Origin of the sequence: Pseudoalteromonas rubra (assembly GCF_001482385.1) — a bacterium.
Classification (GTDB): Bacteria; Pseudomonadota; Gammaproteobacteria; order Enterobacterales; family Alteromonadaceae; genus Pseudoalteromonas; species Pseudoalteromonas ardens.
In genome coordinates this window covers 2,240,646-2,256,424 of the sequence record NZ_CP013611.1, presented here as the reverse complement: position 1 = coordinate 2,256,424, position 15,779 = coordinate 2,240,646, and the positions used below count along the sequence as shown (strand labels likewise).

Below are 15,779 nucleotides of genomic sequence, written 5' to 3'. Positions count from 1 at the left end.
TGAGTTTGTTTAGCCTTTGCTGAGCAGACTTATTCGCATTTAAAAATCAACTAGCTAATAAGGGAATGATGAAAAAGTCTCTTATAAAAGGTTCTTTGGTGTATTTTATCGCAAATATGATAAATGCCCTGATCCCTTTTTTATTATTACCAATATTAACTAGGGTTCTGACCCCTGAAGAGTATGGTCAAGTTGCAATGTTCTCCCTGTTTATTACAGGGTTATCTGCTTTTGTAGGTTTAAATGTTGTAGGCGCTGCTGCGCGTCATTTCTATAATGATGATAGCTCTCATGCATCAGTCAGACAATATAATTCAGCTTGTTTATGGGTACTGCTTTTCTCAACCTTCTTGATCTTTATTATCACTTATATTTTCAGTGGGGTTTTGTCTGACTTTCTATCTTTACCGGTGAGTTGGTTATATATTGCTCTTATGTCTTCTTTTTTCTCTTTCCTGCTCCAGTTTAGATTGAGTCAGTGGCAGGTAAGAGAGAACCCAGTGAGTTATGGAGTGCTTCAGGTCTTGTGTAGCGTGTTAAACGTAGGTGCATCTCTATACCTGGTTTTATACGCTGATAATGGTAGTGAGGGCCGTATAGCAGGAATTGCATTTTCATTTTTGGTATGTGGGCTTGTTGCAACTTTCTTGCTATACAAAGAAGATTTACTTGGTTTTTCATTTTTAAACAAAGCTTATTTGAAAGATGCTTTGAACTTTGGTGTCCCTTTGATCCCACATATCTTTGGGATATTTCTTCTGACTTCAATTGACCGCTTTGTTATCAATACAGAACTAGGGCTTGCTCATGTTGGAATATACTTACTTGCATATCAACTCAGTTCTGCTATATCAATTGTTTTTGACTCTCTGAATAAAGCATTACTACCTTGGCTATACCGCTCTCTATCTAGTGGTTGTACAATTATTCGAGAGAAAATTGTTAGGAGAACCTACCTTATTTTTATATCTTTAATCTTTCTTGCATTACTCAATTTTGTAATTTCACCTATCGTACTGTTATTTGTTGCAGGAGATGAGTATGCAGAAGCAAGTAAGATTATTAGTTGGCTTGTACTAGGCCAGATTTTTAGCGGTATGTATCTGTTTGTAACTAACTATATATTCTTCTCTAAGCAAACCGCAGCTCTGTCTGTAGTGACAATTTGTGTAGGTGCAGGTAATTTACTATTGCTATTCATGCTTATACCTAAGTATGGATTGTTAGGTGCAGCCTATGCATTCAGTATTTCAATGTTTTTCAGGTTTTTATTCACCTGGTACCTTGCTGCAAAAAAGGTTGAAATGCCTTGGCTATACTTTGTGAAATCGAGGGTGTTATGAAAAATCAACTTGTTTGTTATACAACGTTGCAATTGATGATTGCTGAAAGAGTCGTTGCGAAGCTTGGGCTTTCTGATGTGGTCTTTTCATTTGTCACCAAAAAACCTTATGACAGCTCTACTAACTTTATTGGTACACTTAGGGATAGAGGTTATTCTGTCAATGAGTATTACTATGATGGAAAAGTGCTTGAAACAGTATTCGAGTTAGTTAGAGTCTTTTCAAAAGTCAGAGCCGATTCAATTTATATTGCATCAATAGATAACGTTTTTATGCACTTAATATTGTCAAAGGCGTCTTATGATTCGCTATATACATTTGACGACGGGAGTGCAAATGTCATTAAAAGCAGTGTGTACTATAATTTAGAGAAAAGAAGTTATAAATTTAAATTGTTTTACTTTCTTTTCTTTATAAATTTTGATGCGAGCAAGGTCAAGAGACTAAGTAAAGCTCATTACACAATTTACCCAAATCGTTCTAATATTATAGAAAAAACAGTTCCGGTTACTCTTTTTGATTACAAGAGTGAGGGGATGAAGAATGGTAAGTCTATTAATGTACTAGTTGGTGCTTGTTATAATGAGATCTTTGTTGAAGATTGTTCTACTCTAATCGATAACGTATGTGCTTTTCTAGATGATACAGGTTTAGAAACTGTATATGTAAAGCACCCAAGAGAGTTCTCTTCTAAGGTAGCAAACAAGTTTAAAATGCTGGACTCTCGCCAGGTTGCAGAGGTTCATATTTCTAATCTTTTAGATGAGTACGAGACGGTTAACATATATAGCTTTTTAAGCACGTGTCAGCTAAATTTGAGCTCTATACCTAGGGTAAATAACTTTGTCATTTATAGCGAGAAAATGACGTCAACTTTTAAGTCTTGCATTAAAGAGTTTTCTGATGAAGGCTTTTTCACGACGTTAGAGCTGGACTAAGATGGTTTTTCTTTTGTCGAAGACGAGTTTTAAACTTGGTAATTTGATTTTTTTAGTGCTTTCTTTACCCTTTGTCTTATTCGTTGGGTTTAGGGGAGGCACGCCTGACACTCAAATATACTATAATGTGTTGGCGAACATAGATAAGCTTGATTTGCTTAATCCTTTTGTGTTTTATCAACAAACCGGAATGGAAATTGGCTTTGGTTGGTATGCCTGGGCTATTAGTTTGTTTACAAGCTCGAATGTCTTACTTTTTTCCATTTTCTCTATTCTGAACTTTTACTTTTTATATAAAAGCTCTAGATTGTTAAAAGTAAACTACTTGTTTGTTTTGGTTTTTTATCTTCCCTCTGCGTATTTCTTCTTACAGCAGCTTATGCAGATGAGGCAGGGATTAGCTATTGCTATTACCTTATATGCTATCGTTCGTTTTATTTATAAAAGAGAGCTGCTGGTTTCATTTCTGCTATTTGTCGTTGGTTTTTTATTCCATCAGACCGCATTGTTTCTGCTTGTCTTCTCTGTGTTCTTTTACTTTGCTGATAGTTTTTCAAAGCGGTCTAGGATTGACTTTTTTCTTTTAAACTTTTTCTTTCTAGTAGTTTTTATTATCTTTTTTAAGTTTTTCCTATTGGATTTCTTAATTGGTTTATCCCCTCGCTTGCAGGCTTATGCTTCTAGCGATAACTTTTCCAGCTCTGTGAGTGTTATAAATCCTCAGGTAATAAAAACGATACTCATTATCTTCTTTGTGGGTCTTTGTGCTGGACCTGCATTGCGTAGAAAGAAAGCATATAGGTACTTCCTTTATTTAGAATTTTTATCATTGGCCATTCGGATCGGCTTTTCTGATTTCGCGATAATGAGTGGAAGGCTGTCTACTGTATTCTCACATGCTGAAGTTTTTATTTTGCCACTTGTATTCAGGGATAGAATTGGCGCAGTTGCTAAATTATTTATATTGCCGGCTTATATTGCATTGCAATCTGTGATTACATTGCAAATGCAAGCTCCCTATTTACTTGAGTTTTACTCCAAACCATTGAGCCTGATGAAAAATGTTTAAAAAGTCAATTCTGATTGTTATTAATGATATTACATCTTCTGGTGGCACTGAACGAGTTGCTGCTTTTTTAGCTAATAATTTTGCAAGTTCTGGTTATAAGGTAACATTATTGACACTGCTGTATAGCGGGAGTTCTCCGTATTACAGCTTAAATAAAGATGTTAATTTAGAAGTTCTTGATAGTGGTAACACGATTAAAATTGCGTCTTATCTTTACTCCAATAGATATGATGCAATTATTCCCGTTTCTATGGGGCGGCTGTCATTTAAAGTCGCAATTGTGCATCGTGCGTTAAGACTAAAATCTCAGTTAATCTTGAGTGAGCATGTGGGTTTTGAAACGTCTTCATCAATGGTACGAAAGCTGAAGTTACTAAGCTATAACCTTGCAAGCGATCTGGTACTTCTGACTGATCATGACTATGCCTTGTTACATTCCAAGACATCAGCAAAAGTATCTGTCATTCGCAATGCGACCAGTTTTGAGTCGATATGCCCGACTGAACTTAAAGACAAAGAAAAAGTGGTTCTTGCCGTTGGAAGGCTTACTTATCAAAAAGCGTTTGAAAAGTTAGTAGATATCTGGGCTGAATTACCCAATCATCACGGATGGAAATTAAGAATTGTAGGTGATGGTGAGGACAGAGATACGCTGCAGCAACTGATCAGACACAAAGGGGCAGAGGACACTATTGAGTTGAAACCAGCGTCAAAAGACATTGCTTCGGAATACAGAAATGCTAGCCTTTTTGCTATGACATCTCGTTATGAAGGTCTGCCTTTAGTGCTGATTGAATCTAAGTCCTTTGGGCTCGCTGCTATCTCTTTTGATTGTAAGACCGGCCCGAGAGAGCTCATACGTAACAATGTAGATGGCTATGTTGTCGATGAGGATGACTACGAGACGTTTAAGGCCCGACTACTATGTCTTATCAATAACGATGAGCAGCGCGAAACCATGCAATTGGCGGCCTTGTCAGACTCACAAAACTACTCGAAAGATGTTGTATTTGAAAAGTGGTTAAATTTACTAAGCAGATAAGTTATGGCTAAAGTTTCTATTATTATGCCTGCATACAATGCAGAGAAGACAATTGCGCAGAGTATTGAATCAATCCAGGCACAAACTTATGAAAACTGGGAGTTGTTGATATCTGATGATAAATCCCAGGACAAGACTAAAGAAATTATTCAGCACTTTATGAGTTCTGATAACCGAATTAAGTATTTTTATAATTCAAATCCGTCGGGTGCCTGGTCTGCAAGAAACAACAGCTTGAGAAAAGTGACGGGTAAGTATGTCGCTTTTCTCGACAGTGATGACCTATGGTTACCGAAAAAGCTGGAAATGCAAATTGCCGCGATGAAGGAAAGTGGTAAGGCTGCTTCCCACACTGCGTATTTTAGAGTCGATAGCCAAAATAGAGAGCTTGGTCTAAAAAGTGTAGCTAGAACTGTTAGCTATCAGGATATGCTGAGAAAGAATCACATTGGGAATTTAACGGGGATTTACGATGTAGATCAGGTTGATATTGTATTTCAGCAAGCTATAGGTCATGAAGACTATGATATGTGGCTGAAGATATTAATGAAAACAGACTCTGTAGGTATATTAGAGCCAATGGCTCGCTATCGTGTGCATGCGGGGGGGCTTTCTGCAAATAAAATGCAAGCCGCGCTCTGGCATTACAAAATACTGAGAAGCCAACCCCAGGTAGGATTTTTCAGATCTTTATATCTTTTTATCTGCTACTTCGTCAGCGCAGTGAAGGTCCGTATATAAACCCAACATATCGCAGCCGCTAAGCTGTGCGTTCAATCTCTGGCTATGCGTATCTAATTTGGGTTTATTCTTGAAGTTTAAATTGTGTTAATGATGTTCTGTGCTGAGCGCCTATCCAGAAGTTTACAACCTCGCCTGCCTGACTGTTATATAGTTGATATTTTTGATTATCTGACGCTGCGACAAGATGACTAAGTTTATTTGTACTGTGATGCTGACATTCCGGCACTTTTGTGCCATATAAATACTCGTAGTGGACAGCGTGTGGCCCAAAGTATCAGCCCAGAAAATGTAAGAATTATTAGCTTACTTTTCTATCTGTTTGCTACGAAGATTTTGGCGAGGCTTGTTCAGTAAAAAACCTCACCATAGCGCCTATTTTTGCTCAGTAACTGGGCGGTGACCAGTAGATGAGAGAGCTAGACTCACTTATCAAAAATAGTATAATGGTGTTCGAGATACCTGCATACATAAGCTAAATGCAATAGGGTAATGGTGTGAGCAATTATCCGACGAGCAGAAGCGCCTTGATGAGGCAATAGAAGAGGGCCATATGGTTGACTAATATGCGACGATTCGGGGCTTTGGCTACAAAATCCTTCATAGCGCTTAGTACATAAACTCTTATCTTTAAGATAAGTGCACAATACAAGTAGTACGTATAGCTACATCATCAAGCCTTTGTCAAAACAACTTGCATAATTGAATAGTACATGGACTACTACGTTTTTGTTCAATAGGCTAAACAAAGTGGTTTTTCATGAGGTTACTCCTTATAAAGGTGTAAGTATTTTTTAGACAAAGATGTCTAAGGCTTACTGTCAAAACCCCTGAAACGCATATCGTTGTTATGAGCAATATCACAGTGTGATATATATCAGATAATTACTGTTTTATTAAAAGTTCGAGATTATAAATGAGCAAAATACTAAATTTAATAGGTAGACAAAAGCAGCTTTTTTTGCAAGATATTGAGTCTGCTGAACAGGCGCTGAAGAAAGAAGTGTCTAACTCTCGATTTCTGATCCTGGGTGGCGCAGGCTCGATTGGTCAAGCAGTGACTAAAGAGATTTTTAAGCGCAACCCAAAAAAACTTCACGTTGTGGATATTAGTGAAAACAATATGGTGGAGCTGGTTAGAGATATTCGCAGCTCCTACGGTTATATCGATGGAGATTTCCAAACCTTTGCTCTGGACATAGGTTCAATTGAATATGATGCCTTTATCAAGGCTGATGGCCAATATGACTATGTACTTAATTTATCTGCGCTTAAGCATGTCCGCAGTGAGAAAGACCCCTATACTTTGATGCGTATGATTGATGTCAATGTATTTAACACGGACAAAACGATTCAGCAGTCTATCGATGCAGGTGTTAAAAAGTACTTCTGTGTTTCAACAGACAAAGCAGCAAACCCAGTTAATATGATGGGCGCTTCGAAGCGTATTATGGAAATGTTTTTGATGCGTCGCAGTGAAGAGATAGCAATATCAACGGCTCGATTTGCGAACGTTGCCTTCTCCGACGGTTCCCTGCTGCACGGGTTTAACCAGCGTATAGAAAAGCAGCAGCCGATAGTTGCTCCAAGTGACATTAAACGTTACTTTGTAATTCCACAGGAATCAGGCGAGCTTTGCCTAATGTCTTGTATTTTTGGTGATAATAGAGATATTTTCTTCCCGAAGTTGAGCGAGTCATTACATCTGATAACCTTTGCTGATATCGCAGTAAAATACCTTGCCGACAAAGGTTATGAGCCGCATCTGTGTAGCACCGAAGAAGAAGCGCGTGAGTTGGTTAAGACGCTACCCGCTAAAGGGAAATGGCCTTGCTTGTTCACTAAGAGTGATACAACCGGTGAAAAAGACTTTGAGGAGTTCTTCACGGATAAAGAAACCCTGGATATGGAGAGGTTTAACAACCTGGGGATCATAAAGAACGAGTTGCAGTATGACGCGGAAAAAATCGCATTGTTTGAGAATACAATTAGCCAACTGAAAGAGCAGAAGTCTTGGACAAAAGAAGAGATTGTTGAGCTATTTTTCACTATGATCCCTGATTTTGGTCATAAAGAAACTGGCAAATACCTAGACAGCAAGATGTGATTTGAGGCTGTAATGACACCACAAAAAATTAATGAGTTTGTCAGAGCTCTATATCAGACTGATGACTTCATACCGCTTCATGCTCCGACATTTAGCGGAAATGAAAAAGATTATGTTTTACAGACTATTGACAGCACCTTTGTATCAAGTGTTGGTAAGTTCGTCGACGAATTTGAGCAAAAAATAGAAAGCTTGACGGGTACGGCTAAAGCTGTTGCAACGGTGAATGGTACTGCCGCTTTACATGCCGCGCTTTATATGGCGGGAGTGAGAGCTGGTGATCTTGTTATAACCCAAGCTCTGACGTTTGTCGCGACTTGCAACGCCCTTCATCACATGGGTGCAGAGCCTGTATTTGTAGATGTGTCACAAGTGAGCCTCGGCCTGTGTCCTAAAGCGTTGGAAACCTATTTAGAAGACAATGCAATATTGACAGAGCAAGGCACTATTCATCGCGGCACTAAGCAGCGTATTCAGGCTGTAGTGCCAATGCATACATTTGGGCACCCTGTTGAATTGGACGAGCTCGTTGCATTGTGTAAAAAGTGGCAGATTAATTTAGTCGAAGATGCAGCGGAAAGCCTTGGTTCATATTACAAAGGTAAGCATACCGGGACATTTGGAGAGTATGGCGCCGTAAGCTTTAACGGTAATAAAATTATGACTACTGGTGGCGGAGGCGTTGTCTTATGTCAAACGGTTGACTCTGGCGCTCGTACTAAGCATGTCACCACGACTGCGAAGGTTCCTCATCCATATGAATTTTTTCACGATGAGGCTGGGTTTAACTATCGTATGCCAAATCTGAATGCAGCGTTAGGGTGTGCACAGCTTGAGATGCTACCTACTTTTATTAAGCAAAAAAGGGCGTTAGCACAGCAATATCAAGACTTTTTCGTTGGCAGTGAATTTAAATTTGTAGCTGAACCTGCTTACGCGCAATCAAATTATTGGCTCAATGCGGTGATTTGTGAAGATAAAGCAGCGCGAGAGCAGTTATTAAAGGAAACTAATAATCAAGGGGTTATGACCAGGCCGATTTGGCAATTGATGCACCGTTTGCCCATGTTCAGCAACGCACTGAGAGGAGATCTGACATATTCTGAATATGTTGAAGAGCGTCTTGTAAACTTACCGAGTACACCAACGACTAAATTAGGTGTCTGATTATGAGTAAAAAAATAGCTGTTTTTACAGGAACGCGTGCCGAATACGGGTTGCTTTACTGGTTGATTAAAGACATACATGATGATCCTGAATTGACATTACAGCTGCTCGTCTCTGGTATGCACTTGTCTCCTGAGTTTGGTAATACATACAAGCAGATAGAAGATGATGGTTTTAATATTGATGAAAAAATTGAAATCTTACTCTCTTCTGACACGGCGGTCGGTACCGCTAAGAGTATGGGGCTCGGTGTTTTAGGGTTTACAGACGCACTGAGTCGACTGAAGCCAGATGCCTTAGTGATTTTAGGAGATAGATTTGAGGCATTGGCTGCTGCTCAGACAGCCATGATTCTGAGAATTCCTATCTTGCACCTTCATGGTGGTGAGATCACAGAGGGGGCTTACGATGATGCAATCAGGCATGCAATTAGTAAACTCAGCTATCTTCACGGTACTTCGACAGAAGAATATAGGCAGCGTGTAATTCAACTTGGAGAGTCGCCAAGTCGGGTTAAGAACATTGGTGCGATTGGCTTAGATCACTTAAAAAGAAGTGATTTTATGAAAGTGGATGAGATTGCTGAGTCTCTGCAGTTTGACTTAAAGTCGCCCTATTTTTTAGTAACTTACCACCCTGTGACACTGGGAGAAGAACCTCCTGAAGAGAGTTTCAATGCGATTTTAGCAGCACTAGATGCTTATCCTGACCACCAGGTAATTCTAACCTATCCTAATGCTGATGATGGTGGGAGAAAGATAATCCCTATTCTCGAGCAATACGCACAGGCGAACAGTGAGAGGGTTTTTGCTATACCCTCTTTAGGGCAACAGCGCTATTTGAGTACGGTTAAGCACGCTTCGGCGGTGATTGGTAATTCTTCGAGTGGTATTATTGAAGTGCCCTCTTTTGATGTCCCAACCATAAATATTGGTGTGCGGCAGAAGGGACGTTTAGCTGCGAAAAGTGTACTGCATTGTAGTGCGCAAGCCCCGAGTATTGAACGAGCGATAAAAGCGGCACTATCTCGTGAGTATCAAACTGAAGACGAGATAATTTCAAACCCATATGGTGCAGGCAATGCAAGCAAGCAAGCAATTAAAATGCTAAAAGAGCTTGACTTTCAACCAAGTAAGCCGTTTTACGATTTAAAATGAGAGTATTATGACATTAATAATTGCAGAAGCCGGCGTTAACCACAACGGTAGCGATGAATTGGCTTTTAAACTGGTCGATGCTGCACACGAAGCCGGTGCGGATATTGTAAAATTTCAAACCTTTAAAGCTAAAAACCTGGTAACGGAATCGGCTAAGCAAGCTGATTACCAGGTTGCCAATACAGGAAAGCAAGAGTCCCAGTTTAGTATGCTCAAACGTTTAGAGTTGAGCTATGAAACACATCATAAGCTAGTAAAATATTGTCAGGAGCTGGGCATTGAATTTTTATCGACAGCGTTCGACTCTGAAAGCCTTGACTTTTTAGTTAACGATTTGGGTATTACTAGGCTCAAGTTACCTTCAGGAGAGATAACAAACGCACCGCTTGTTTTAGAGCATGCCAGAACAGGGTGTGATCTAATTGTCTCAACAGGTATGGCAACACTGAGTGACATAGAATATGTGTTATCTGTAATTGCGTATGGATATCTACATCCTAATGGTGACCCAACGGATGAGCTGTTAATAGAAGCGTATTTTTCAGAGCAAGGCAAAGCACTACTGAAAGAGAAAGTGACCCTATTGCATTGCACCACGGAATACCCAGCACCATATGATGACATCAATCTGAACGCTATGGATACGATGAAAGACGCGTTTAAACTATCCGTTGGCTACTCAGATCACAGTGAAGGAATTGTTGTGCCAATTTCCGCTGTAGCTAAAGGCGCTGTTTTGATTGAAAAGCACTTTACGACAGATAAGTCTTTGCCAGGACCCGATCATAAAGCGTCGCTGGATCCTGTTGAGCTGAAGGCTATGGTTGATGGGATCCGCATCGCGCAAAGAGTGCTGGGTGATGGTATTAAGGGACCTCGTCCTCTGGAAATTAAGAATAAAGAAGTAGCTAGAAAAAGCTTGGTTGTAGTGCAACCACTAAAAGCTGGAGAAGTGATCACTCAAGAGCACATTACTGTTAAGCGTCCGGGTGATGGTATGCCGCCTTCATTATACTGGAAAGTGCTCAATACCAAGGCTTCTCAAGATTATCAAGTTGGTCAATTGCTAGATGAATAAAGTGCCAGTGGTATTGATCGGTGGCGGAGGACATGCTGCCGGTTTAGCTGAGATCTTAACCCAACAAAACCGACAGATTTTGGCTGTAGTAGCACCCGAACTTTCCCCAAGCTTGAGACAGTTAGCAGAGTTCACGCACCACTCAAATGATGAGGATGTTCTGAATTACGACAAGCACCAGGTAGAGCTAGTCAATGGGATTGGTGCGATGCCATATAAATCATTGAGGCAAAAAATATATAAGCGTTTTAAAAAGGATGGTTATAAATTTGCACAAGTGATTGCAAACAGTGCCAATATCTCTGCTAATGTTCGATTAGCAGAGGGCGTGCAGATCATGCAAAATGCTGTGGTTTGTATTGGCAGTTCGGTTGGAGAAAACTCAATCGTAAACACATCCTCTACAATTGATCACGACTGCTCAATTGGTATGCACTGCCATATAGCGCCAGGTGTTACAATGAGTGGACAGGTTCGAATTGAAGACGGTGTGCACGTGGCTACCGGAGCAAGTATAATCAATAACATTACAATTGGTGAGAACGCTATTGTTGGTGTTGGAGCATCGTTGACAAAAAGCCTAGCTAAAAATTGTATTGCTTACGGACCAAAGACAACAGTTAAAGTACAGGGTGCCAAATGACGAGCAAGTGGAAAAACTTAATAATCTCGCCACAAACCAGCATTAGAGATGCTATGGAAGTTATTGACCGGGAAGCGCTTCGGGTCGCGTTAGTTATTGCTGATGGGGATAAACTTGCAGGCATAGTGACGGATGGCGATATCCGCAGAGGGTTATTGTCTGGAGTTGACTTAGCGGACCAAGTCGAGAAAGTGATGAATTCATCACCGATAGTGGCTTCCGAGCACAATACATCTTCAGAGTTAAAAGAGATCATGCGCAACAGTAGTAGCTTATCTCTGCCTATTGTAGATGAAAGAGGTAGTCTTGTTGGGTTGAAAACCTTGCATGAAGCGCTAGAAGTTGAGAAAAAAGACAATCCGATCTTTATTATGGCCGGCGGCTTTGGAACAAGACTAAGGCCTTTAACTGATAACTGCCCTAAGCCAATGCTTAAAGTTGGTGATAAGCCGATGCTGGAAACCTTGATCCGACATTTTAAGTCTTTCGGTTTTTATAACTTTTATATTTCTACCCATTATCTACCAGAAGTAATTACAGAGTACTTTAAAAGTGGTGAAGAGTTTGGCGTCAACATTACTTACGTAAATGAAGAGGAGCCACTTGGAACGGCCGGAGCACTATCTTTGTTACCAGATAATTTGCCGAATAAGCCGTTAATAATGATTAATGGCGATATTCTGACAAACATGAATTTCACAAAAGTATTGGACTTTCATGAATCGCAAAAATCTGATGCGACAATGTGCGTCAGAGATTATGAAATTAAAGTGCCTTTTGGAGTAATTGAAGGTGACGGGCATGTCATTACTGATATCGTTGAAAAGCCTACTTATAGGTACTTTGTTAATGCAGGTATCTATGTTATATCACCTGATATCGTTCGCTCTGTACCCAAAAATCAGTATCTAGACATGCCGTCTTTGTTTCAGAAAAAAACAGAAGACAGTTATCGAGTGCTGAAGTTTCCAATCCATGAATACTGGTTAGATATAGGTAGACATGACGATTTTAAACGAGCACAAAATGATATTCATGATCTAGGGTTGTTTTGATTATGATAAAAGTACTGGCGATTGTTCCTGCTAGAGCTGGCAGTAAAAGATTACCTCAGAAGAATATCAAAGTCCTCGGTGAGCTGCCTCTTGTCGCACATACATTTGAAGCGATTAAGGGCTCTCAGTATATTACCCATACATTGGCGACTTCAGATTGCCCAACAGTACTGGAGATCGCTGCTACCTATGAGCGCACTACTGCGGTATTGAGACCTGCGGAGTTAGCGAGTGATACAGCCTCTTCATTGGATGTCGTTCATCATGCAGTCGAGTATGCTAATAACAGCGGGATAGCGTTTGACGTAATCTGTTTGCTCCAGCCAACAACGCCGCTGCGGACATCAAAGGATATTGATGCAGCGATCGAGCTATATGTCGAGAAAAACGCAAAAGGGATCGTCTCTATGACGGAATGCGCACATTCTCCATTGTGGAGCACGCGCCTGAAAGAGGAGCATGATTTTAAGCAATTTATCTCAGGTCTGACTAACACCAGATCTCAGGATTTGGACCCATACTATCAATTGAATGGTGCCATATACTTGGTAGATAAGGCTGAATTCAAAAAGTCAGGGAAGCTCTTCTTAGAGCAAGATTATTACCCTTATATCATGTCTAACGAAAACTCGATTGACATTGACACAGAGGTTGATTTCCTAATTGCAGCGGCTGTGCTTCAGCATAGGACCAAAACCTCCTGAGTCAGCGCAATCTTCTTTGTCGCAGCCTTTGAATAACTGTTGTGGCACAGTACATGTGCCGCCGCAATAGATGTGTTAAAATACACCTAAGAAACTAACCGGTGGCGCCCGGAGATCCGCCCATAATTTGAATTAGTTTCGACCAGCCCAGATATTTTGATTCGAAAAATTGAGAGTTATACCATTTTGAATAATTAACTGGTCAGATTTATCCAGTCCCGAAAGCATAATGATTTCACCCTGTGAGCACATGAGATAAACGCATTCCATGCTTCGCTGACCTGATCCAAAATGTCATCTTAGTTGGTAAAGGTTCTGTTTGATAACTTATGTAGAAATGGTCCCAAAATTTAGCACACGCATTTAGATACATAATCTGTTATTGATTCAAATACAAACTCAGTAGATTATGAGCAGGGAGCACATAAGCGACTCGCCAGAATTTGAAGCAAAAGTGGCCCTTGCAGCTGCCAGAGGTGATAATACAATAGCTGACTCGGCAGCTCACAACAATATTCATCAGACCCAGATCATTACCTGGAAAAACGAGCTGATACAAAATGCCGCTAGCTTGTTTACCGGAAAATCTAACTCTGGTCAGCAATCAGATGAAGATGTCGAGAAATTGCACGCTAAAATCGGTCAGTTGACAATGGAGAATGATTTTTTGGCGAAAGTGCTCGGTCGTTAGCAAGGGCACATAAGAAAAATAAACTCGACAAAACACATTCGCTGACGTTAAAACGTACTGGAAATCAGTCGTGTTTCTGCCGAGCTATTGTCAAATCTGGTGTATGAAAGCCGCTTGATGCTCTGTCTGATCTTGTTCTATTCGTTCACCGTTTTTGAAGGTAATGCCTTCAATGACATCGGCCAGCAGCTTAAAGCCACGTAACCGGTACCATTTCTTTTCTGCTAGCTGAGCAAGTTTGAATGCCATGCTCAGCGTGGTGTTTCTGCTACCGCAACTCTTGGTTTTGTTAGTTCTCAGCCTAATTGTTGCGAAAGTCGACTCTATTGGATTCGTTGTTCTAATCGAGAGCCAGTGCTCCGCTGGAAAATCATAGAACGCCAGCATTTCTTCTTTATCCTTACGCAAACAATCAGTTGCTTTCGGATACTTGACCCCATAGTTTTTATCAAATAAATCATAAGCTTTGAGCGCGGACTCCTTGCTTTCTGCCATCCAGATATCTTGCAAGCCAGACTTGATTTTTGGCTGCATGGATTTTGGCACTTTATTTAAAATGTTTGCCGTCTTATGGACCCAGCATCGTTGGTGCCGAGTCGTTGGCCATACCTTAGTCACGGCATTCCAAAACCCTAACGCGCCGTCACCAATCGCCAGCTTCGGCGCAGCTGCTAACCCTTGAGCATTGAGTTGGTTCAATACCTCTGTCCAACTTTGCTCTGATTCTCTAACGCCGTCAGATATTGCAAGCAACTCCTTTCGGCCCGTTTCATCAACGCCTATTACAACAAGTAAGCATAGCTTGTCGTCCATTCTGACTTTGCTGTAGATCCCATCAGCCCAGACATAAACGAAACGGCGGCGGCTCAAGTCTCGCCGAGCCCAAGCCAGGTATTCTTGCTCCCAGCTCGCTTTTAGTCGTGAGACTGTGTTTGCCGACAGCCCTTTAGCATTCTCGCCAAGCAGTGATGCAAGAGCAGGCTGCATCTCTCCCGTGGAGATCCCACGTAGATAGAGCCAGGGTACCAATTCTTCGATATTTTTAGTCCGCTTCAGGTAAGGCGGGACTAACTTACTGTTAAACTTAACTTCTTTATCTTTTCTATCCCTCACTTTTGGCACTCTGACTGGGATATCACCAAGACCAGTTTGGATCATCCTCTCAGGCTGGAAGCCGTTACGCACAACTCTTAATCGGCCATCATCAAGGCGCTCATGGGAGAATTGCTCTAGAAGTTCGGCTAGCTCAGCCTCAATGGCTGAAGCAAGTAACTGTTGGGCACCTTGCTTCAATACTTGCTCTAGCGGGTTCTCTGGTGCGGTGAGTGGAACTACGTTATTATCTTTGTTCATTGCGATGCTTCCTCTGTTAGTTGTTGATCCGCCAAGATCAATTAACAGAGTACATCGCAATGTCTTCTCATACACCAGAAATGACTATATCTCGTTTCTGCCTATCACAAGGCCAGGGGAATTGCAGGAAACGCTCGGCATTATGAAGGCGATAAATGAAATAAACCTGAAGTATCCACTCATGGGTATTCGCGAATCGTCGACGAGCTTACCAAGTTACACTACCAGCTCAGCCGTAAGAACGTGATGAGACGGATGCGTTTATTGGCGATCTTGATTTTGTATCCAAAACCGAAAACCAAGGTGCCTGACAAAGCACACCGTGTTTCTCCTTACCTGCTCAGAGAAGCAGAGGTAACGTATGCAAACCAGATGTGGACACCAGACATTAGCTATATCCCGATGGTAAAAAGGGTCGTGTATGTTGTTACTGTCATAGACAGGTTTCGTGGAAGCTATCGAACACGTTTGATACGCATTTTTGCCTCGAAGCATTGCATGAAGCGCTGTAACTTTACTTTAAACCACAGATATTTAACTCAGATCTGGAATGACAGTTTACTAGCGATGTATTTACAGGCAGACTGAAAGAGAGCGGTATCAAGATAAGCATGAATGGCAAGGGTCGCAGGATCGATAACGTCATGATAAAACGACTGTGGCGAAGCCTGAAGAAGTGTAACTGAAAGCA

General features: G+C 40.9%; 14 protein-coding genes. 13 read left to right on the top strand and 1 reads right to left on the bottom strand.

All coding sequences use genetic code 11. The features are described from left to right. Positions 1-65: 65 nt before the first annotated feature. The 13 genes from AT705_RS09985 to AT705_RS09925 all read left to right on the top strand — a co-directional run bounded on the left by AT705_RS09985 (position 66) and on the right by AT705_RS09925 (position 13,735). On the top strand, positions 66-1,343 hold the full coding sequence (locus tag AT705_RS09985; RefSeq protein ID WP_208856770.1) for an oligosaccharide flippase family protein: 1,278 nt from the start codon (positions 66-68) through the stop codon (positions 1,341-1,343). Further along, positions 1,340-2,281: a glycosyltransferase family 52 gene (locus AT705_RS09980; RefSeq protein WP_058796481.1), complete on the top strand. Its 942-nt coding sequence runs from the start codon at positions 1,340-1,342 to the stop codon at positions 2,279-2,281. The genes AT705_RS09985 and AT705_RS09980 overlap by 4 nt, the downstream gene beginning before the upstream one ends. Positions 2,282-2,294: 13 nt before the next feature. Beyond that, entirely contained in the window at positions 2,295-3,350 is a 1,056-nt protein-coding gene (locus tag AT705_RS09975) for an EpsG family protein (RefSeq protein WP_208856769.1), read from the top strand. After that, entirely contained in the window at positions 3,343-4,392 is a 1,050-nt protein-coding gene (locus AT705_RS09970) for a glycosyltransferase family 4 protein (RefSeq protein ID WP_058796479.1), read from the top strand. The genes AT705_RS09975 and AT705_RS09970 overlap by 8 nt, the downstream gene beginning before the upstream one ends. A gap of 3 nt (positions 4,393-4,395) precedes the next feature. Continuing rightward, positions 4,396-5,133, top strand: coding sequence for a glycosyltransferase family 2 protein (locus tag AT705_RS09965; protein ID WP_058796478.1), 738 nt, complete (start codon positions 4,396-4,398; stop codon positions 5,131-5,133). A 916-nt stretch (positions 5,134-6,049) separates the two neighbouring features. Further along, a complete protein-coding gene (locus tag AT705_RS09960) occupies positions 6,050-7,240 on the top strand; it encodes a UDP-N-acetylglucosamine 4,6-dehydratase (protein WP_046004784.1) in 1,191 nt (396 codons plus the stop codon). A gap of 12 nt (positions 7,241-7,252) precedes the next feature. Beyond that, the gene (locus AT705_RS09955) at positions 7,253-8,407 is read left to right on the top strand and encodes a LegC family aminotransferase (protein WP_058796477.1); all 1,155 of its coding nucleotides are present in this window, start codon (positions 7,253-7,255) and stop codon (positions 8,405-8,407) included. A 2-nt stretch (positions 8,408-8,409) separates the two neighbouring features. Further along, complete coding sequence (gene neuC, locus AT705_RS09950; RefSeq protein WP_058796476.1) at positions 8,410-9,564, top strand: UDP-N-acetylglucosamine 2-epimerase; 1,155 nt, start codon at positions 8,410-8,412, stop codon at positions 9,562-9,564. A gap of 7 nt (positions 9,565-9,571) precedes the next feature. After that, positions 9,572-10,642, top strand: a complete 1,071-nt coding sequence (gene neuB, locus AT705_RS09945) for an N-acetylneuraminate synthase (protein ID WP_058796475.1) — start codon at positions 9,572-9,574, stop codon at positions 10,640-10,642. Beyond that, the gene (locus AT705_RS09940) at positions 10,635-11,285 is read left to right on the top strand and encodes a NeuD/PglB/VioB family sugar acetyltransferase (protein WP_058796474.1); all 651 of its coding nucleotides are present in this window, start codon (positions 10,635-10,637) and stop codon (positions 11,283-11,285) included. The genes neuB and AT705_RS09940 overlap by 8 nt, the downstream gene beginning before the upstream one ends. Beyond that, positions 11,282-12,340, top strand: a complete 1,059-nt coding sequence (locus tag AT705_RS09935) for a nucleotidyltransferase family protein (protein ID WP_058796473.1) — start codon at positions 11,282-11,284, stop codon at positions 12,338-12,340. The genes AT705_RS09940 and AT705_RS09935 overlap by 4 nt, the downstream gene beginning before the upstream one ends. Positions 12,341-12,342: 2 nt before the next feature. Beyond that, entirely contained in the window at positions 12,343-13,044 is a 702-nt protein-coding gene (locus AT705_RS09930; RefSeq protein ID WP_058796472.1) for an acylneuraminate cytidylyltransferase family protein, read from the top strand. A gap of 409 nt (positions 13,045-13,453) precedes the next feature. Then, positions 13,454-13,735, top strand: a complete 282-nt coding sequence (locus AT705_RS09925; RefSeq protein ID WP_058796471.1) for an IS3 family transposase — start codon at positions 13,454-13,456, stop codon at positions 13,733-13,735. A 90-nt stretch (positions 13,736-13,825) separates the two neighbouring features. Here AT705_RS09925 and AT705_RS09920 read toward each other — a convergent pair whose 3' ends face one another. Then, the gene (locus AT705_RS09920) at positions 13,826-15,088 is read right to left on the bottom strand and encodes an IS256 family transposase (protein ID WP_058796450.1); all 1,263 of its coding nucleotides are present in this window, start codon (positions 15,086-15,088) and stop codon (positions 13,826-13,828) included. Positions 15,089-15,779 lie beyond the last annotated feature (691 nt).

Coding starts and splice junctions, on each gene's coding strand:
- AT705_RS09985 (WP_208856770.1), top strand. CDS start 66: ATGATGAAAAAGTCTCTTATAAAAGGTTCTTTGGTGTATTTTATCGCA.
- AT705_RS09980 (WP_058796481.1), top strand. CDS start 1,340: ATGAAAAATCAACTTGTTTGTTATACAACGTTGCAATTGATGATTGCT.
- AT705_RS09970 (WP_058796479.1), top strand. CDS start 3,343: ATGTTTAAAAAGTCAATTCTGATTGTTATTAATGATATTACATCTTCT.
- AT705_RS09965 (WP_058796478.1), top strand. CDS start 4,396: ATGGCTAAAGTTTCTATTATTATGCCTGCATACAATGCAGAGAAGACA.
- AT705_RS09960 (WP_046004784.1), top strand. CDS start 6,050: ATGAGCAAAATACTAAATTTAATAGGTAGACAAAAGCAGCTTTTTTTG.
- AT705_RS09955 (WP_058796477.1), top strand. CDS start 7,253: ATGACACCACAAAAAATTAATGAGTTTGTCAGAGCTCTATATCAGACT.
- neuC (WP_058796476.1), top strand. CDS start 8,410: ATGAGTAAAAAAATAGCTGTTTTTACAGGAACGCGTGCCGAATACGGG.
- neuB (WP_058796475.1), top strand. CDS start 9,572: ATGACATTAATAATTGCAGAAGCCGGCGTTAACCACAACGGTAGCGAT.
- AT705_RS09940 (WP_058796474.1), top strand. CDS start 10,635: ATGAATAAAGTGCCAGTGGTATTGATCGGTGGCGGAGGACATGCTGCC.
- AT705_RS09935 (WP_058796473.1), top strand. CDS start 11,282: ATGACGAGCAAGTGGAAAAACTTAATAATCTCGCCACAAACCAGCATT.
- AT705_RS09930 (WP_058796472.1), top strand. CDS start 12,343: ATGATAAAAGTACTGGCGATTGTTCCTGCTAGAGCTGGCAGTAAAAGA.
- AT705_RS09925 (WP_058796471.1), top strand. CDS start 13,454: ATGAGCAGGGAGCACATAAGCGACTCGCCAGAATTTGAAGCAAAAGTG.
- AT705_RS09920 (WP_058796450.1), bottom strand. CDS start 15,088: ATGAACAAAGATAATAACGTAGTTCCACTCACCGCACCAGAGAACCCG.